The sequence below is a fragment of the Stenotrophomonas sp. ATCM1_4 genome, assembly GCF_004348115.1.
In the GTDB taxonomy this organism is placed as follows: domain Bacteria; phylum Pseudomonadota; class Gammaproteobacteria; order Xanthomonadales; family Xanthomonadaceae; genus Stenotrophomonas; species Stenotrophomonas capsici.
Window position 1 is genome coordinate 2,057,315 of the sequence record NZ_QPFB01000001.1, and the last position, 18,640, is coordinate 2,075,954.

General features: G+C 67.1%; 18 protein-coding genes. 12 read left to right on the forward strand and 6 right to left on the reverse strand.

Annotated features, from left to right (window positions below):
- The first annotated feature begins 10 nt into the window (after positions 1-10).
- On the forward strand, positions 11-583 hold the full coding sequence (locus ATCM_RS09425) for a hypothetical protein (protein ID WP_132864281.1): 573 nt from the start codon (positions 11-13) through the stop codon (positions 581-583).
- Between the two features lie 37 nt (positions 584-620).
- Here ATCM_RS09425 and ATCM_RS09430 read toward each other — a convergent pair whose 3' ends face one another.
- The 5 genes from ATCM_RS09430 to ATCM_RS09450 all read right to left on the reverse strand — a co-directional run bounded on the left by ATCM_RS09430 (position 621) and on the right by ATCM_RS09450 (position 4,505).
- On the reverse strand, positions 621-1,274 hold the full coding sequence (locus tag ATCM_RS09430; protein ID WP_132864282.1) for a DUF2058 family protein: 654 nt from the start codon (positions 1,272-1,274) through the stop codon (positions 621-623).
- A gap of 18 nt (positions 1,275-1,292) precedes the next feature.
- Positions 1,293-1,532, reverse strand: a complete 240-nt coding sequence (locus ATCM_RS09435; protein ID WP_132864283.1) for a SlyX family protein — start codon at positions 1,530-1,532, stop codon at positions 1,293-1,295.
- The gene (locus ATCM_RS09440; RefSeq protein ID WP_132864284.1) at positions 1,525-2,874 is read right to left on the reverse strand and encodes a UDP-glucose/GDP-mannose dehydrogenase family protein; all 1,350 of its coding nucleotides are present in this window, start codon (positions 2,872-2,874) and stop codon (positions 1,525-1,527) included. Before ATCM_RS09440 ends, ATCM_RS09435 begins: the two co-directional genes overlap by 8 nt.
- Before the next feature lie 28 nt (positions 2,875-2,902).
- Positions 2,903-3,853, reverse strand: a complete 951-nt coding sequence (locus ATCM_RS09445; protein WP_132864285.1) for an FKBP-type peptidyl-prolyl cis-trans isomerase — start codon at positions 3,851-3,853, stop codon at positions 2,903-2,905.
- Positions 3,854-3,938: 85 nt separating this feature from the next.
- On the reverse strand, positions 3,939-4,505 hold the full coding sequence (locus ATCM_RS09450; RefSeq protein ID WP_132864286.1) for a glutathione peroxidase: 567 nt from the start codon (positions 4,503-4,505) through the stop codon (positions 3,939-3,941).
- Positions 4,506-4,886: 381 nt separating this feature from the next.
- Here ATCM_RS09450 and ATCM_RS09460 point away from each other — a divergent pair, with 381 nt between their 5' ends.
- The 6 genes from ATCM_RS09460 (at position 4,887) to ATCM_RS09485 (ending at position 9,151) form a co-directional block, all read left to right on the forward strand.
- Positions 4,887-5,249: a GntR family transcriptional regulator gene (locus ATCM_RS09460; RefSeq protein ID WP_132864288.1), complete on the forward strand. Its 363-nt coding sequence runs from the start codon at positions 4,887-4,889 to the stop codon at positions 5,247-5,249.
- Positions 5,246-6,118: an ABC transporter ATP-binding protein gene (locus ATCM_RS09465; protein ID WP_132864289.1), complete on the forward strand. Its 873-nt coding sequence runs from the start codon at positions 5,246-5,248 to the stop codon at positions 6,116-6,118. The genes ATCM_RS09460 and ATCM_RS09465 overlap by 4 nt, the downstream gene beginning before the upstream one ends.
- The gene (locus tag ATCM_RS09470) at positions 6,115-7,131 is read left to right on the forward strand and encodes a hypothetical protein (RefSeq protein ID WP_132864290.1); all 1,017 of its coding nucleotides are present in this window, start codon (positions 6,115-6,117) and stop codon (positions 7,129-7,131) included. Before ATCM_RS09465 ends, ATCM_RS09470 begins: the two co-directional genes overlap by 4 nt.
- Before the next feature lie 29 nt (positions 7,132-7,160).
- Positions 7,161-7,991 (forward strand): DUF4097 family beta strand repeat-containing protein, encoded by an 831-nt coding sequence (locus ATCM_RS09475; RefSeq protein ID WP_132864291.1) that lies wholly within the window; start codon positions 7,161-7,163, stop codon positions 7,989-7,991.
- A 31-nt stretch (positions 7,992-8,022) separates the two neighbouring features.
- Positions 8,023-8,607 carry a DUF2884 family protein gene (locus ATCM_RS09480; protein WP_132864292.1) on the forward strand — a complete coding sequence of 195 codons (585 nt, stop codon included), beginning with the start codon at positions 8,023-8,025 and terminating at the stop codon, positions 8,605-8,607.
- Between the two features lie 109 nt (positions 8,608-8,716).
- Positions 8,717-9,151, forward strand: coding sequence for a hypothetical protein (locus ATCM_RS09485; protein WP_132864293.1), 435 nt, complete (start codon positions 8,717-8,719; stop codon positions 9,149-9,151).
- A gap of 150 nt (positions 9,152-9,301) precedes the next feature.
- On the opposite strand, the gene ATCM_RS09490 is transcribed toward ATCM_RS09485, so the two are convergent.
- Positions 9,302-10,699 carry a class II fumarate hydratase gene (locus ATCM_RS09490; RefSeq protein WP_132864294.1) on the reverse strand — a complete coding sequence of 466 codons (1,398 nt, stop codon included), beginning with the start codon at positions 10,697-10,699 and terminating at the stop codon, positions 9,302-9,304.
- 264 nt (positions 10,700-10,963) lie between these two features.
- Here ATCM_RS09490 and purB point away from each other — a divergent pair, with 264 nt between their 5' ends.
- From purB to ATCM_RS09515, 5 genes are all read left to right on the forward strand, one after another.
- A complete protein-coding gene (gene purB, locus ATCM_RS09495; protein ID WP_132864295.1) occupies positions 10,964-12,346 on the forward strand; it encodes an adenylosuccinate lyase in 1,383 nt (460 codons plus the stop codon).
- Positions 12,347-12,496: 150 nt separating this feature from the next.
- Positions 12,497-13,021 (forward strand): DUF3060 domain-containing protein, encoded by a 525-nt coding sequence (locus ATCM_RS09500; protein WP_132864296.1) that lies wholly within the window; start codon positions 12,497-12,499, stop codon positions 13,019-13,021.
- 207 nt (positions 13,022-13,228) lie between these two features.
- The gene (locus ATCM_RS09505) at positions 13,229-14,698 is read left to right on the forward strand and encodes a cupin domain-containing protein (RefSeq protein WP_132864297.1); all 1,470 of its coding nucleotides are present in this window, start codon (positions 13,229-13,231) and stop codon (positions 14,696-14,698) included.
- Positions 14,695-15,600: a GNAT family N-acetyltransferase gene (locus tag ATCM_RS09510; RefSeq protein ID WP_132864298.1), complete on the forward strand. Its 906-nt coding sequence runs from the start codon at positions 14,695-14,697 to the stop codon at positions 15,598-15,600. Before ATCM_RS09505 ends, ATCM_RS09510 begins: the two co-directional genes overlap by 4 nt.
- Before the next feature lie 179 nt (positions 15,601-15,779).
- A complete protein-coding gene (locus ATCM_RS09515; protein WP_132864299.1) occupies positions 15,780-18,611 on the forward strand; it encodes a 2-oxoglutarate dehydrogenase E1 component in 2,832 nt (943 codons plus the stop codon).
- Positions 18,612-18,640 lie beyond the last annotated feature (29 nt).

Below are 18,640 nucleotides of genomic sequence, written 5' to 3' on the forward strand. Positions count from 1 at the left end.
GGGAGTTGTCATGAAACTGCACCATTGGCCCTGCATTGCAGTGGCTGCACTGCTGCTCGCCGCACCCGGGCTGGCCCGGGCCGAGGAAGACCAGACCTTCGGCGCCTTCGTCTCCTCTTGCTTCCAGTACCTGGGCGAACCGCAGAAGCTGACCGAGACACTGGACCGGGTGGCCCAGCGCCTGCAGGGCGAGATGGCGCACCAACACCTCAACGGAAGGGCCGGCAAGGCCTGGCTGATGACGGTCGAAGACAGTGTCTACGGCTTCGTACTGACCGACCAGGGCACCTGCACGATGACCGCCGCCAGCGGTGACCCGGAAACCATCGCCCAGGATTTCGTACTTTTCAGCGAACTGGCCGAGAACAGTTACCGGATCGCCCAGGAGCCGGTCACCCGCGAAGACGGATGGGACTACCACGGCCTGACCGTTTTCGACCCGGGCAACCCCACCGACATCCATGTCCACATGGCCGTCAACACGGCACCAGTGGCCGATCGACGCGCCATCATCAGCGTTGCCCGGGTCCGCAGCACCGATCCCCATCGCCCTGCCCGCACAACAAAAAAGACAGGCCACTGACCTGTCTTTTCCGTGTCCATCGCGGTGAGCGGTGCACCTACCAGACCAGATCGTCCGGCACCTGGAACTTCGGGTCCGCGTAGGGGTCGTCCTCGATCGGCGCGTTCGGGTCGACCTTCAACGCCACGCTCGGCGCGAACACGGCTTCGGCCTCGGCCAGCAACGCCGCGGTGACCAGCAGGTAGCGGCCATTCTGCTGCAGCACGCCCAGCTCACCGGCGTTGAGCGCCTTGAGCTGCTCGGCGGTGACGTAGATGCGCTTGATCTTGCCGCCATAGGGGAAGTGGCGGGCGATGTCGGCATCGGGGACATTGAGCCCCTTGTCCTTGATCAGCTCGTCCAGCTTGGCGCGCGCTTCGCGGCGCAGGCGGGCTTCTTCCTGCTTCAGCCGCTCGGCCTCGATGCGTTCGTCCTTCTCCCGCTGCGCACGGATCGCATAGGCCTTGGCCAGGTCGATGTCTTCCTGCGAACGCGGCTTGTGCGGGCCCTGCCGCTGCGGCTTGCCCTGCGCCGGCCTGGCCTGCCCCGGCTTGCCGGCGTGTGCCTGCGGCTTGCCACCACCGGGCTTGCCCGGCGGCTGGCCCTGGCGGTTCGGTGCACGCCCGTCACGGCGCGCTTCGGGTTTGCGCTCCGGCTTGGGCGCGGCCTTGAAACCCAGCCCGAGGAGCTGGTCGCGAAGAGTGTCACTCATGCTTGCAGTGCTTCTGTATCAGTAGTGCGGGGGCGGCGGCTCGGTGGCCGGGTCGGCGTACAGCGCCGTACGCACCTTGCCGAGGTCATCGAGCAGGTTGCGCAGCAGGTTGGTGTTGCGGGTGCCTTCCATCCGGGCTTCGGCCAGGGCCTCGCTCAGTTCGGCCAAGGCCTGTTCCTGGAAAGAAACACGCATCTCCAGCTCGATCAGGCGTGATTCCAGCGCCTGTTCGCGCTCGCTGGGGATTGGGTCATGCATGCAGGGAACGTCCCCGGCCAATGCCGTAATAGGCGAGGCCGGCGGCCTCGATCTCCTGGGGGTCATAGATGTTGCGGCCATCGAACACCACCGCATCACCCAGCGTTTGGCGCAGCCGTGCGAAATCCGGGCTGCGGAACTGCTTCCATTCGGTAATCACGGCCAGCGCGTCGGCACCTTCCAGCGCTTCGTATGCGGTTTCGCAGAACACCAAGTCCGCCCGCTCGCCGAAGACCCGACGGGCTTCATGCATGGCTTCCGGGTCGAACACCCGCACGGTGGCACCGGCCTCCCACAACTGCGCCAGCAGGCGCCGGCTCGGGGCCGCGCGCATGTCATCGGTGTTGGGCTTGAAGGCCAGGCCCCACACGGCGAAGGTCTTGCCGCGCACGCCCTCGTCCTCGCCACGGTCGTAGTGGCGCTGGATCAGCTCGAACAGATGGCCCTTCTGGCCATCGTTGACCGCCTCCACCGCGTTGAGCAGCTGCGCCTGGTGGCCATGCTGGGCGGCAGTGCGCGCCAGCGCCTGCACATCCTTGGGGAAGCAGGAGCCGCCATACCCGGCGCCGGGATAAATGAAGTGCCAGCCGATGCGCGGGTCAGAACCAATGCCTTGGCGCACCTGCTCGATGTCGGCCCCCACGCGCTCGGCGATGTTGGCGATCTCGTTCATGAAGCTGATCTTGGTCGCCAGCATCGCATTGGCGGCGTACTTGGTCAGCTCGGCCGAGCGCACGTCCATCTCGACGACGCGGTCGCGGTTGCGGTTGAACGGCGCATACAGGCGGCGCAGCACCGCCACCGCGTCCGGATTGTCGGCACCGATGACGATGCGGTCCGGGCGCATGCAGTCGGCCACCGCATCGCCTTCCTTGAGGAATTCGGGATTGGAGACCACGTCGAAGGCGATCTCCACGCCGCGCGCGGCCAGTTCCGCGGCAATCGCGGCACGGACCTTGTCGGCCGTGCCCACCGGCACGGTCGACTTGTTGACCACCACCGCCGGCTGCGCCAGATGGCGGCCGATGGTGCGGGCCACGGCCAGCACGTACTGCAGGTCGGCGCTGCCGTCTTCATCCGGCGGCGTGCCGACCGCGATGAAGACGACCTGGCCATGCGCGATCGCGCTGGCCGCCTCGGTGGTGAAGGCCAGCCGCCCTGCGGCGTGGTTGGCCTTCACCATCGGCTCCAGGCCGGGCTCGTAGATCGGGATGATCCCCTGCCCGAGGCCATCGACCTTTGCCTGGTCGATATCGACGCAGACCACGTCGTGGCCGACTTCGGCCAGGCAGGTCCCGGTGACGAGGCCCACGTAACCGGTACCGAAAATCGCTACGCGCATGGCTGCGACGGCTCCGTTCTGATGCGGATTACTGCAGGACGCCCAGCAGCTCGACGTCGAAGGTCAGCGTGGACTCCGGGCCGATCGGGCCGCTGCCATTGCTGCCATAGGCCAGCTCGGCGGGGATCCAGAAGCGGTACTTGGCGCCGACCGGCATCAGCGACACGCCTTCGGTCCAGCCCTTGATGACCTGGTTCAGGCCGAAATCGACCGGCTGGCCGCGCTCGTAGCTGCTGTCGAACACGGTGCCGTCCAGCAGCTTGCCTTCGTAGTTGACGCGCACGCGGCTGGTGGCCATCGGACGCTCGCCGCTGCCGGCGCGCAGCACCTGGTACTGCAGGCCCGAGGCGGTGGTCACCACGCCCGGCTGGGTCTTGTTCTTGGCCAGGAACGCGTTGCCCTGCTCACGGTTCTTGCCGGCGACGGCGGACTGCTTGGCGGTGCTGAATGCCTGCAGCGTGGCCTTGGCCTGCTCATGGGTCATCAGCGGGTTGCCCTTGGAGAACACGTCGTTGACCGCCTTGAACACCGAGTTCAGGTCGATGTCGTCCTTGATCGCGGCCAGCGACGGGCCCACGGCATAGCTGCCGAGCATCAGGCCGACCTTCTTGCGGTCGACGGTCGGCTGGCTGCCCGGCGCCAGGCCCGGCACCTGCTGGCCGGCGCGGGCCATCATCACGGCGCGCAGCGCGGCGTCGGTCTGCTGGGCTTCTTCCTGCGAGAGCAGCGGCTGGCCGCCGGCGAACGCATTCTCAACGGCACGGCGCAGTTCGGCCACGTCCACTTCGCCAGCGATGGGCTCAAACGAGCTGGCGACATCGATACCGATGGCATAACTGATCGTTTCACGTTCCGAGGTCAAAACGGACTTCTCCTTGGTAGCCGCCGGAGCGGCAGGTTGTTGCGAAAACGCGACCCCGGGGGCCGCCATCGCCAGAATCAGAAGCGACGCAACTGCGCCACGCTTTCCCATCTTCATTCGCTGCTTTCCTGGAAGTGAACAAACGCCACCGGTGGCGCGAGGGGCGACATTGTCGCATGCGCACCGGATATGTCGAGGCAGGTCAACGCGCCGGAACCGGGGCCGCCAGCTCGCGATCGATCGCCGCGCGCAGCTCCGGGTCATCCGGGCGCACCCGGCTCGGGAACTGCGCCACCACCCGCCCGTCGCGGGAGATCAGGTACTTGTGGAAGTTCCAGGCCGGTGCCACGCCGGTGGCACGCGTCAACTCGCGGTACAGCGGCGTGGTTTCCGGGCCGATCACATGCACTTTCTGGAACATCGGGAAGCGCACGCCATAGGTCAGCGTGCAGAACTCCTGGATCTGCTCCTCGCTGCCGGGCTCCTGGCCTTTGAAATCATTGGACGGAAAGCCCAATACGGCAAAACCACGCGCGGACAGTTGCTGTTGCAATGCCTCCAGCCCTTCGTACTGGGGCGTGAAGCCACATTTGGAGGCGGTGTTGACCACCAGCAACACCTTGCCGCCGTAAGTGCGGTTCAGGTTGATCTCCTCCTTGCCGGCCAACGAACGGTAGTTCTGGTCCAGCAAGGGGCCGGCCGACGCCCCGGCAATGGCGCCGAAGCCAACTCCAACCACCAGTCCAATCAATGCGTTACGAAGCTTCATGAGCATTCTCCGGGTGACCTGGGCCGCCATCGGGCGGCATAGGCCATCAGTTGGGCATGCAGGGAGTTGCATGCCGCCGTGTCGGTGTTATAGTTGCATACAACACCAGCCACCCTACACAGGGAGTCCGAGATGGCCAGCAAGCACAGCAGACACGTCCTACCGGCCCTGACCGTCAGCGGCGCACTGTTGCTGCTTGGCTGCTCGGCTGCACTGCAGAGCGGTCAAACCGACCGCGGGAATTATGCAGCGCAGGCAGCTGGTGAACAGCAGGATGCTACCGCCCCCACCCATGCGAAACGACCGGCCCGACGGATGCGTACCAGTCTGTCACTGCCCTACTTCTCCTTCGCACAGTCGCTGAATCCGCGGAGCTGACCCATGACCGATATCCAGTGGAGCGATGGCGCTCCCATCTACCGCCAGCTGAAGGATCGCGTGATCGCGATGATGCTGGACGGTGTCCTCAAGCCGGGTGATGCCCTGCCCTCGGTGCGCCAGGTGGCGGCCGAGTACCAGCTCAATCCGATCACCGTCTCGCGGGCCTACCAGGAGTTGGCCGACGAGAACCTGGTCGAGAAGCGCCGTGGCCTTGGCATGTTCATGACCGAGGAAGCAGCGCTGAAACTGCGCGGCAACGAGCGCGACCGTTTTCTCAACGATGAATGGCCCAGCGTACTGGAGCGCATCCAGCGCCTGGGCCTGACCTTGAAAGATCTGCTGCCACCGGGGACCACTCTATGAACGCCGCCGTCGAAGCCGTCGTTTCCGCCAAGGGCCTGCGCAAGGCCTACAAGCAGAAGCCGGCACTGGACAACACCAGCTTCACCATTGAACCGGGTCGCATCGTCGGCCTGATCGGCCCCAACGGCGCCGGCAAGACCACCGCGCTGAAGGCCCTGCTCGGCCTGACCGCGGTCGAAGGCGAGCTGCGGGTGCTGGGCATGGACCCGCGCACCCGGCGCAACGCGCTGATGAACGACGTGTGCTTCATCGCCGACGTGGCGGTGCTGCCGCGCTGGATCCGGGTCAAGGAGGCCATCGACTTCGTCGCCGGCGTCCACCCGCGCTTCGACCGCGCCCGCTGCGAGCGCTTCCTGGCCAATACCAAGCTCAACCCGAAGCAGCGCGTGCGCGAGCTGTCCAAGGGCATGGTGGTGCAGCTGCACCTGGCCCTGGTGATGGCCATCGACGCCAAGGTACTGGTGCTCGACGAGCCGACCCTGGGCCTGGACATCCTGTACCGCAAGGAGTTCTACCAGCGCCTGCTGGAAGACTACTTCGACGAGCAGAAGACCATCATCGTCACCACCCACCAGGTGGAGGAGATCGAGCACATCCTCACCGACGTGCTGTTCATCCGCGACGGCCGGATCGTCCTGTCCACCGACATGGAAACCCTGGCCGACCGCTACACCGAGTTGCTGGCCTCGGCGGACACGCTGGAAGCAGCGCGCGCGCTGGGCCCGATCGACGAGCGCAGCCTGCCGTTCGGCAAGACCGTCCTGCTCTACGACGGCGTCGAGCGCAGCCGCATCGCCGCCCTCGGTGAAACCCGCAACCCCGGCCTGGCCGACCTATTCGTGGCCACCATGAAGGGAACCTACGCATGAACGCCGCACACCACATCACCCCGCTGGGCAAGCTGAAGTGGCTGCTCAAGCGCGAATACTGGGAAAACAAGGGCGGTTTCTTCTGGGCACCGGTCGTGGCCGGCGGCGTGTCGCTGCTGCTGTCCTCGATGGCGATCATCGCCGGCCTGTGGGCAGCCAGCCGTGCGGCAAGCACCGGCGACCTCCATATCAATGGGGTGAACGTCAACGGCCTGGACCTGAGCCTGCTGACCAGCCAGATGTCGGCCGGTGATGCCCAGGACCTGGCCAACGGCATCAACTTCACCCTGCTGCTCAGCGCCGGCTGGCCGTTCATCGTGCTGATGTTCGTGGTGTTCTTCTACTTCCTGGGCGCGCTGTACGACGATCGCCGCGATCGCAGCATCCTGTTCTGGAAGTCGATGCCGCTGTCGGACACCCAGACCGTGCTGTCCAAGCTGATCGCCGGTGTCGTGCTGGCACCGCTGCTGGCCACCGTGGCCGCCATTGTCGCCATGTTCGGCTTCCTGGCCATCATCAGCCTGGTCGTGCTCGCCCATGGTGGCAGCCCGATGACGCTGATCTGGGGCCCCGCCGAGCCGCTGACGATCGCCGCATCGTTCCTGTGCCGCATCCCGGTCTACGCGCTGTGGGCGTTGCCGACCGCCGGCTGGCTGCTGATGTGCTCGGCCTGGGCCAAGAGCAAGCCGTTCCTGTGGGCGGTGATGCTGCCGGTGTTCTCCGGCGTGGTGGTGAGCTGGTTCGGCCTGATGCGCCTGTTCGGCAGCGACGGCAGCTGGTTCTGGGCGCACGTGGTTGGTCGCCTGCTGCTGGGCACCGTCCCCGGCGTGGATCTGGCCTACACCGCCGATGCCCGTGCCCCGCGTGAGTCGCTGCATTCGTTGCTGGATGGCTTCTCCCCGGCCACCCAGTTCGCCGCCCTGGCCACGCCGGAGTTGTGGATTGGCGCCGCGGTGGGCATCGTCTTCATCGCCGCCGCCATCTGGCTGCGCCAGCGCCGCGACGAAATCTAAGCCCTCATCCGCAATCGCAAGGAAAACAGATGAATATCAAGCCCTTCCTGTTCGCCCTCGCCCTGCTGCCGGCCGGCGCCTTCGCGGCCGAGGAACACTGCAAGTTCTCCGAGCCCAAGGCGCTGGAACTGGAACTCGGCGACGCCAAGGCCGTGGTGTTCGAGGTCAACAGCCACGACCTGCGCCTGGTCGCAAGCCCTGGTGCCAGGGCGGCGGTTTCCGGCCGCGCCTGCGCCTCCACCCAGGACCTGCTGCGCCAGTTGTCGGTCAGCCAGCAGAAGGTCGGCGACAAGCTGGTGGTCCGCCTGGAACGCCAGAGCCAGGGCCTGAACTTCAACTTCAGGGGCAGCACCTACGCTTACCTGGACGTGTCCGGCACCCTGCCGGACACGATCCTGGTGCAGCTGAAGGTCGGCTCAGGCGACGCCTCGCTGACCGGTGCGCATTCGATGAGCGCCGATGTCGGTTCCGGCGACGTGGTCGCCCGTGACATCAAGGGCCTGGCCACCGCCGCGGTGGGCTCCGGTGACATCGAGCTGAGCACCATCAGCGCACTCCACGTCGTCTCCATCGGCTCGGGCGACGTCAAGGTCGACGGCGTGCGTGGCGACGCCCGGGTCGGCAGCATCGGCTCCGGCGACCTGGAACTGCGCAACGTGCAGGGCGCGGTGAGCATCGACAGCGTCGGCTCCGGCGACGTCGACGTGCGCGACGTGCGCGGTGCCGTCAGCGTCGGTTCGCTCGGCTCGGGCGATGTCGAAGTCCGCAACGCCGCCAGCCTGCAGGTGCGTCGTACCGGCAGTGGCTCGGTCAACCACTCCGGCATCACCGGCACGGTCGACCTGCCCAAGAAGCGCTGATCCCCATCCCCGTCCGCAACGGAAGCCCACCATGAAACTCGTCAACGCCCCCCTGCTCGCCCTGATGCTCGCCCTGCCGCTGGCCGCCTGTGGCGAGCGCCCGCAGGCCAATGCGCCGCAGACCGACACCACGCTCGGCCAGAAGGTCCGCGAAGCCACCAACGAGGCACGCAAGGAACTGGCCCAGGGCAACATCAGCATTGGCAGCGACGGTGCCAAGGTCGAGATCTCGCCCGCCGGCGACCTGCTGATCAACGGCACCGCCGTCGCGCTGAACGACAGCCAGCGCGCGCTGACCCTGCAGTATCGCGAACGGACCATCGCCATCGCCGAGGCCGGCATCGAGATCGGTGTGCAGGGCGCCAACCTGGGCGCGCGCGCGGCCGGCGAAGCCCTGAAGGGCATCTTCAGCGGTGACACCGACAAGATCGAGGAACGCGTCAACGCCGAAGCCGAGAAGCTCAAGGCCAATGCGGCGAAGATCTGCGACCAGATGCCGGCGTTGCTGGCCACCCAGCAGCAGCTGGCGGCAGCGGTACCGGAGTTCCGGCCATACGCCAAGATGGACCAGAGCGACATCGACGACTGTCGCGACGGGCACGTCGAACTGCCCTGATCCCGGTGCTGGGCGTACCTGCGGGCCGCGCTCCAGGTCGCCACAGGGACAGCGCGGACGGCGGGAGCGGTAGAATGCCGCTTCCGCCGTTCACGTATCTGCTGCTGTCATGAAGAAACTGCTGCTGCTCGCCTTGGTTGCCTTCGCCGTGCTCGCCACCGGCTGCGACCGCGAAAAGTACGCTGCCCATCGGTCCGAGCGCAGCAAGCCCAAGACCGAGGTCACCACCGACCGCATCGCGATCCGTCGCGCCCCGTTCCCGAACCTGGACATCCTTCCCGATGGCCAACTGCGCGTGGACGACATCGAGATCCCGCTCAAGCCCGAGCAGCGCGAACTGCTGCAGACCAGCTTCGTGAAGCTGCAGATCCTGCGCCAGAACACCCTGACCGACGCCGCCAGCAACGGCGCCGCGCCCACTTCGCGCACGGTCCGGATCGATGTACCCGCCAACCAGCCGGTGTTCCCGGCCGATCTCGCCGAGCGCGTTCCCGAGTTCAAGGGCTATGCCGAGGCCCTGGCCAACACCCAGGCGGTTCGCTGAGCCGATGCCCGCCGGCGCGCCTCCAGGCGCGAAGCCGGCAATCCTCCCGTCAGTGCCGGCAGCCGCAGCCGCCGGCACCCTCGGCTTGGCGGCCGAGGCCGCTCCTACCCGGGTCCCAACGGGTAGAAGCGCCCCCGGAGCACGCCGACCTCAATGGTCGTGGATGCCACCCAGCGTCAGCGCCGCCGGGTCCAGCAGGCGCTTGAGCTCGGCCTCTGACAGGCCGCTGTCCTCCACCGCCACCTCCAGCACCGGCCGCTGTTCCTTGTAGGCGCGCTTGGCGATCGCCGCGGCCTTCTCGTAGCCGATGATCGGGTTCAGCGCAGTCACCAGGATCGGGTTGCGGGCCAGCGCCTCGCGCACCCGCTCCTGCTTGACCACCAACCCGGCGAACACCTTGTCGGCCAGCAGGTTCATCACGCTGGACAGCAACTGGATCGAATCGAGCAGGTTGGCCGCGATCAACGGCAGGGTCACGTTCAACTGGAAGTTGCCGGTCTGCCCGGCCACGGTGATCGCGGTGTGGTGGCCGATCACCTGCGCGGCGGCCATCACCGTCGCTTCCGGAATCACCGGATTGACCTTGCCCGGCATGATCGAACTGCCCGGCTGCAGCGCCGGCAGCTCCACCTCGCCGAGCCCGGCCAGCGGACCGGAGTTCATCCAACGCAGGTCGTTGGCGATCTTGATCAGGGCCACGGCCAGCGCGTTGAACTGGCCGGACAGCTCGACCGCATCATCCTGGGCGGCCAGGCCTTCGAACTTGTTGTCCGCGCTGTCGAACTTCACCCCGGTGCCGGTGCTCAGCACCTTGGCCACCTTGCCACCGAAGCGCGGATCCGCATTGATGCCGGTGCCGATGGCGGTGCCGCCCAGCGGCAGCCGGCGCAGCCGCTTCAGGGCATCCTCGATGCGGCCCTGCGCCGACGTCAGCTGCGCCGACCAGGCGCCGAACTCCTGGGCGAAGGTCAACGGCATGGCGTCCATCAGGTGCGTGCGACCGGTCTTGACCACCTTGCCCAGCCCGCGACCGCGCTTGTCGATGGTCTTGCGCAGGTGCCGCAGCGCCGGCAGCAGGGTCTCCACCGTGGCCAGCTGTGCCGAAACACGGATCGCGGTGGGGATCACGTCATTGGAACTCTGCCCCAGGTTGACGTGGTCATTGGGGTGTACCGCGGTCTTGCCGGCCTTCCCGCCCTGGTTGGCCAGGGTGGCGATGACCTCGTTGGCGTTCATGTTCGACGAGGTTCCCGAGCCGGTCTGGTACACATCGATCGGGAAATGCGCGTCATGCGCGCCGGCGGCCACGTCCTGCGCGGCCGCCTGGATCGCCTTGCCCACGCCCTTGGGCAGCAGCCCCAGCCCGGTGTTGACCTCGGCCGCGGCCCCCTTGATCAGCCCCAGCGCGCGGATGAATTCGCGCGGCATGCGCTGCCCGGACACCGGGAAATTCTGCACCGCCCGCTGCGTCTGGGCGCCCCACAAGGCCTCGGCGGGCACCTGCAGTTCACCCATGCTGTCGTGTTCAACCCTGAAACCCTTGCTCATCGTTCAACTCCGCGTTGCGTGTTCATGGAAGGAAGTCGCAGCTTGCTGATGGCGCGGCGCGCTTGGCTGGCAATGCCGCTACACGATACGCCGACGGGCTGGATACGGCATGCCTGCCCGCCCGCCGGTCGGCAGACCCTGTCCTGCCCGATCACGGCCTTCGGCATGCGGCCGGGCCGCGTCACCGCGAACACCGGCCCCGCCGTGGCGCCCGCCAGACGGGTAGAATGTGCGCCCCCGCCACTGCCCCAACTGCCCGCCGACATGACGGATACGTCCCGCCCCGAAGCCGCCCTGCTCGCCCTGTCCCCGCTGGACGGCCGTTACGCCAGCAAGGTCGACGCCCTGCGTCCGATCTTCTCCGAGTACGGCCTGATCAAGGCCCGCGTGAAGGTGGAGATCGAATGGCTGCTGGCACTGGCCGCCGAGCCGGGCATCGGCGAACTGGCCGACTTCAGTGCCGCCGCCAAGACGCGCCTGCGCGCCCTGGCCGACGGCTTCTCGGTCGCCAACGCCGCCCGCGTCAAGGAGATCGAGCGCACCACCAACCATGACGTCAAGGCGGTGGAGTACTTCATCAAGGAGCAGCTCAAGGACGACGCCGAGCTGGCCCCGGCGCTGGAGTTCGTGCATTTCGCCTGCACCAGCGAGGACATCAACAACCTGTCCTACGGCGTGATGCTGGAAGAGGCCCGCCGCACCGTGCTGCTGCCGACCCTGACCGGGATCGCCGCCAGCCTGCGCACGCTGGCCCACGCGCAGGCCGCACAGCCGATGCTCTCGCGCACCCACGGCCAGACCGCCTCGCCGACCACCCTGGGCAAGGAAATCGCCAACGTCGTGGCCCGCCTGGAGCGCCAGATCCGCCAGATCGGCGCGGTCGAGCTGACCGGCAAGATCAACGGCGCGGTCGGCAACTACAACGCCCACGTCGTCTCCTACCCGGCGGTGGACTGGCCGGCCTTCGCCGAGCGCTTCGTCACCTCGCTGGGCCTGGTGTTCAACCCGTACACCACCCAGATCGAGCCGCACGACAACGTGGCCGAGATCGGCGATGCCGCGCGCCGTGCCAACACCATCCTGATCGACCTGGCCCGTGACATCTGGGGCTACATCTCGCTGGGCTACTTCAAGCAGAAGCTCAAGGAAGGTGAAGTCGGCTCCTCGACCATGCCGCACAAGGTCAACCCGATCGACTTCGAGAACGCCGAAGGCAACTTCGGCATCGCCAACGCGCTGTTCGAGCACTTCAGCGCCAAGCTGCCGATCAGCCGCTGGCAGCGCGACCTCACCGACTCCACCGTGCTGCGCGCGCTGGGCACCGCCTTCGGCCACAGCCAGGTGGCACTGGAGTCGCTGGCCAAGGGCCTGGGCAAGCTGACCGTGAACCCGGAGCGCCTGGACGCCGACCTGGACGCGGCCTGGGAAGTGCTGGCCGAAGCCGTGCAGACGGTGATGCGCCGCCACGGCCTGCCGAACCCGTACGAGCAGCTCAAGGCCCTGACCCGCGGCCACGGCATCACCGCCGATTCGATGCGCGAGTTCGTCGAAACGCTGGAACTGCCGGCCGATGCCAAGCAGCGCCTGCGCGAACTGACCCCGGGCGGCTATGTTGGCCTGGCGGCGGACCTGGCCAAGGCGATCTGATCGGCGACCCTGCACGCCCCTCATCCGGCCTGCGGCGACGGCGGAGCGAAAGCTCCGCCGTTTCCTTATGAACGGGCCGCAGGCACCACGTAATAAAATCTTCGCACGGCCTCTGCCAGCATCGGGCAACCCGATGACAGTGGAGTCCCCATGCGGATCAATCCCTTCCTGCTCGCCCCGGCCCTGGCCGCGCTCAGCGCCTGCAACCCCGGCACCCCGGAAGCCGGCACCGCCGCGCCCGCGGCAGCGGCACCATCGCCGGCCACTGCGACGGCCGTTTCCGACACCCTCAACGATCCGGGCAGCGGCGCCGACTGCGCCGGCAAGAACCTGCGCATCAGCCGCGACAACACCACGCTGGTCATCAACGGCGAATGCGGCGAGGTCACCATCACCGCCTCCGGCGGCAGCCTCAACTTCGACAAAGCCCGGACCATCGTCCTCGAAGGCAGCCATTACACGGTGCTCAACACCGACGTGGACACGGTGCGGGTGGTGGGCAGTGACAACACGCTCAACCTGACCAATGCCCGCCGCATCGAGGTCAGTGGCAACAACAACATGATCCTGTCCCGCGAAACGGCCCAAATCCAGTTCAGCGGCAATACCAACACGCTCAACACCGACGCCCAGCCTCAAGTGGACGACCGCGGCAGCGGCAACCGGGTCATCTGACCTGCCCCCGTCCCCGTAGCGCGGCGCCATGCTCCGTCGGGGCCTTGCCGGCCACGCCGCCCAGCGTGGCCCGGCACCACTGTCATCCCCGTGGCGATTGATCCAGATCAGCCGCCCATCGTGCGGTTTGCCGCCAACAAGGGGACAATAGCCGCGATACGCGCCGCAGGCGCCTGATTCCCGTTTTCCGCTGCAAGGATCTCCCCCATGGCTGCACGCAAGCAAAAGACCTATCCGATCGAAGTCCAGGCCAAGCCCGGCCTGCCGCTGGGCATGGCCCCGGCAACCTTCCTGCGCGACTACTGGCAGAAGCGTCCGCTGCTGATCCGCGCCGCTTTCCCCGACTTTGAAACCCCGGTGATGCCCGAAGACCTGGCCGGCCTGGCCTGCGAGGAAGGCGCGCTGGCCCGCATGATCAGCCACGACCGCGCCACCGATGGCTGGACCGTGCGCACCGGCCCGTTCCAGGAAGAAGATTTCCCCGGCATGCCCGACCACGACTGGACCCTGCTGGTGCAGGACGTGGACAAGTGGGACCCGGATGTCCGTGCCCTGATCGGCTACTTCGATTTCCTGCCGCGCTGGCGCATGGACGACGTGATGATCAGCTTCGCCGCCACCGGCGGCTCGGTCGGCGCCCACGTCGACCAGTACGACGTGTTCCTGCTGCAGGCCTACGGCCACCGCCGCTGGCAGATCGACGCCAGCGAGTCCACCAAGGGCAAGCGTCCGCCGCTGGACTTCCGTCCCGACGTGGAGCTGAAGCTGCTCAAGAAGTTCAAGAAGACCCACGACTGGGTGCTCGGCCCGGGCGACATGCTGTACCTGCCGCCGAACGTGCCGCACAACGGCGTGGCCGAAGACCCCTGCCTGACCTTCTCCTTCGGCATGCGTGCGCCGTCCTCGGCCGAACTCATCAGCGACTACCTGGACGACCTGGTCGCCGGCGCCGATGAGTCCATCCGCCTGCAGGACCCGGACCTGAAGCTGCCCGAAGACCCGAACGAGATCGACGAGGCCGCCATGCGCCGCGTCGTCACCGCCCTCAATGCCCTGCGCATGAACGACCCGGACCGCCTGGGCAACTGGTTTGGCCGCTTCATCACCACCTACCGCTCGGCCGGCGACATCCTGCCTTCCCAGGCCCCCAGCTCGGCCGGGGAAGTGGACGCCGAACTGGCCAATGGCGGCGTGCTGGAGCGCCACCCCTGGGCCCGTACCGCGTGGCGACGCGCCACCAAGGGCGCCACCCTGTATATCTCCGGCCAGGCCTGCGCCCTGCCGGTCAAGGATGCCCAGGTGCTGGCCGGCACCGAGCGTCTGGATGCCACCGTCTGGCGCAAGCTGTCGGCCAAGGGCCGCACCACCGTGCTGGAACTGATCGCCGGCGGCTTCTTCCAACTGCTCGATGCCCAGACCCTGGCCGCCGAGGCCGCGTGGGATGAGCAGGAAGAAGGCTTCGAGGATGAGGCCCTGGCCATCGCCGAGGAAGTGGACGAGGCGCTGGAACTGGACGAGGACGATGGCGACGCCCCGGAAGTCGAGATCGAGGTGTTCGAGTACACCGAAGCCGGCGAAGGCGAGCCGGCCTCGGCCAACATCGGCACCGTCCAGGTCAACGACGAGGGGGTAGAGGTCGTGGTGATCTACGACGACGAGGACGCCCCGCAGGCATGACCCCCGGCAGCGGCTTCAGCGTCCAGCCCGCCGACTACGCCGTGCAGCGCGACCAGCTGCACGGCGTCCGCCATGCCGTGTTCGTCAGCGAACAGCGGGTACCGGCGGAACTGGAAGTCGATGCGCTGGACCCGCTCAGCCACCACGTGCTGGCACTGGATGCCGCCGGCCGGGCCATTGGTGCCGGCCGCCTGACCCCGGAACGCCGCATCGGCCGCATGGCGGTCCTGCCCGGCTGGCGCAGCCAGGGCGTCGGTGACGCCCTGCTGGCCGCCTTGGTCGGCCAGGCCAGGGCGCTGGGCTGGGGCGAGGTCAGCCTGCACGCCCAGCTGCCGGCCCGCGATTTCTATGCCCGCAATGGCTTCCTGCCCGAAGGCCCGACCTTCCAGGAAGCCGGCATCGAACACCAGACCATGCGCCAGCGTCTGGACGGCGCCCTGCGCGTGAGCGACCGTGAGCAAGCCCTCGCCGCCACCGCCACGGTGATCCACCGCGCCCGTCGCGGCCTGTACCTGCACCTGCGCTGTGCCGACGACCTGTTCGGCGAGCCGCTCGTGCTCGGTGCCCTGCGCCGCTTCGCCGCCGCCCGGCATGACAAGCAGATGCAGGTCCTGGCCGAGGAGGCCGACCTGGTCGCCCTGCCCGCCGCGGTGCTCGGCCTGTTCCAGCGCCTGCCCAGCGTGTTCGTCGTGCGTACCCCGGTGGACCCCACCGACGTCCAGGTGGCCAGCGGCCTTCTCGGCAACGACATCGGCGACTGCTACTTTCGTCCAATGGGCGTCCTTCTGGAGGGCGAACTCACGCTGGCGGCCCATCCCCGGATCCGCGCACCGGACGAGCAGTTCCAGCGCATCTGGCAGCGTTCACGCGACTGCAACGCACTTCGCGTACTTGGGATTTGACGATATCCGCACAACGGGACAAGCACTGACCAGGTATTAATCCCCGGGACAGTGTGCATGCCCCTTCCTGTCCCGTGAGGGGTATAATTCAGCGGTTAGAACACGCCCGCGCGGAGTGCTGCAGCCAGGCTCCGCCGGTTTCCCCAGAATTACCCCACAAGCGAATCCGACCCTCCATCGTGGACAATCTACTGAAGCAGTTTGCGCAGTCATCGCAACTCGCCGGCGGCAACGCCTCCTATGTCGAGGACCTGTACGAGCAGTACCTCGTCTCCCCGGACAGTGTGGACCCCAAGTGGAAGTCCTACTTCGACGGCTTCAAGGGCCGCGAAGCTGGTGATGTCCCGCACTCTGCCGCCATCGCCCACATCACCGAAGCCGCCAAGAACGCGTTCAACGCAGGCTTCTCCGCTGGCGAAGGCGACGAGCGCGAGCGCAACGTCGGCCGCCTGATCACCGCCTACCGTTCGCGGGGCCACCTCGGCGCCAACCTTGATCCGCTGGGCCTGACCCCGCCGACCAACCCGCCGGACCTCAGCCTGCCGTTCCACAACCTCAGCGATGCCGACCTCAACGACGAGTTCAGCACCGGTGGCGTGGGCGGCCAGCCGCGCATGAAGCTGCGTGACCTGCTGGCACGCCTGAAGGCGACCTACACCGGCTCCATCGGCGCCGAGTTCATGTACATCGCCGAAGTCGAGCAGCGCCAGTGGCTGTACAAGCGCCTGGAGCAGGCCGGCGGCAACTACAACCTCGATGCCGACACCAAGCGCCGCACGCTCGAGCGCCTGACCGCCGCCGAGGGCCTGGAACGCTACCTGCACACCAAGTACGTCGGCCAGAAGCGCTTCTCGCTGGAAGGCGGCGACTCGCTGATCCCGATGATGGACACCATCATCCGCGACGCCGGCAAGGAAGGCGTCAAGGACGTGGTGATCGGCATGGCCCACCGCGGCCGCCTCAACGTGCTGGTCAACACCCTCGGCAAGAACCCGCGCAAGTTGTTCGACGAATTCGAAGGCAAGTTCGAGCACGACGACCGTGCCGTCGCCGGTGACGTGAAGTACCACATGGGCTTCTCGGCCGACGTCGCCAGCGATGGCGGCCCGGTCCACCTGGCCCTGGCCTTCAACCCGTCGCACCTGGAGATCGCCGACCCGGTGGTCGCCGGTTCGGTGCGTTCGCGCCAGGAACGCCGCAACGACACCGCGCGCAAGCAGGTGATGCCGATCCTGATCCACGGCGACGCCGCATTCGCCGGCCAGGGCGTGGTGATGGAGCTGTTCCAGATGTCGCAGGCCCGCGGTTTCACCGTCGGCGGCACCGTGCACATCGTCATCAACAACCAGGTGGGTTTCACCACCTCCAACCGCGACGACTCGCGCTCGACGCTGTACTGCACCGACATCGCCAAGATGGTCGCTGCCCCGGTCCTGCACGTGAACGGCGACGACCCGGAAGCGGTGGTGTTCGCCGCCAAGCTGGCCTATGACTTCCGCCAGCAGTTCCACAAGGACGTCGTGATCGACCTGGTCTGCTACCGCCGCTGGGGCCACAACGAGGCCGACGAGCCGGCGATCACCCAGCCGCTGATGTACCAGGTGATCCGCAAGCACAAGACCACCCGTGAGCTCTACGCCGAGCAGCTGGAAGCCGCCGGCGTGATCGCTGCCGGTGCCGGCAAGGAAATGGTCGACGCCTACCGCAACAAGCTGGATTCGGGCGAAGTCACCACCGAGCTGGCCGTGGTCGAGAAGACCCCGACCACCAGCAAGATGTACGTGGATTGGCCGCGCTACCTGTCCGGCAAGCTGTCCGACCCGGTCAGCACCCAGGTCGAGATGGGCAAGCTGGCCCAGCTGGCCACGATGATCAACACCGTCCCGGACGGCGTGGAGCTGCACTCGCGCGTGGCCAAGGTGTACGACGACCGTCGCAAGATGGCCGCCGGCGAGATCCCGGGCGACTGGGGCTTTGCCGAGAACCTCGCCTACGCCACCCTGCTGGACGAAGGCAACAACCTGCGTTTGGTCGGCCAGGACGTCGGCCGCGGCACCTTCACCCACCGCCACGCGATCCTGCACGACCAGAAGACCGACAACTACTACCTGCCGCTGCGCCAGCTGGTCCAGTCGCCGGAGCAGGCCACCATCATCGATTCGCTGCTCAGCGAAGAAGCCGTGATGGCGTTCGAGTACGGCTTCTCCACCACCGACCCCAACACCCTGTGCATCTGGGAAGGCCAGTTCGGTGACTTCGCCAACGGTGCGCAGGTCGTGATCGACCAGTTCATCGCCTCCGGTGAAGCCAAGTGGGGCCGCATCTCCGGCCTGACCCTGCTGCTGCCGCACGGCTACGAAGGCCAGGGCCCGGAACACAGCTCGGCGCGCCTGGAGCGCTTCCTGCAGCTGTGCGCGCTGGAGAACATGCTGGTCTGCGTGCCGTCCACCCCGGCCCAGGCGTTCCACATGCTGCGTCGCCAGATGCGCATGGACACCCGCAAGCCGCTGATCGTCATGTCGCCCAAGTCGCTGCTGCGCCACAAGCTGGCCGTCTCGACCCTGGACGAACTGGCCAACGGCGAGTTCCAGCACCTGATCAGCGACACCACCGCCAAGGACATCAGCAAGGTCAAGCGCGTGGTGCTGTGCTCGGGCAAGGTCTACTACGACCTGCTGGAGGACGTGACCAAGCGTGGCCAGGAAGACGTCGCCCTGGTCCGCGTGGAGCAGCTCTATCCGTTCCCGCGCCCGGCGCTGGTCGCCGAGCTGAAGAAGTACGGCAAGGCCGACGTGGTGTGGTGCCAGGAAGAGCCGATGAACCAGGGTGCCTGGTACCAGATCAAGCACCACCTGCAGGCATGCCTGGCCGATGGCCAGTCGCTGCATTACGCAGGCCGTCCGCGTTCGCCGTCGCCGGCAGTGGGCCACATGTCCGACCACCTGCGCGAACTGTCGCAGTTGCTGGCCGACGCACTGGTCAACACCTTCAACGACAACTACGCCGAATAAGCCCCTTTTCCCACAAGAAAACGAAACCA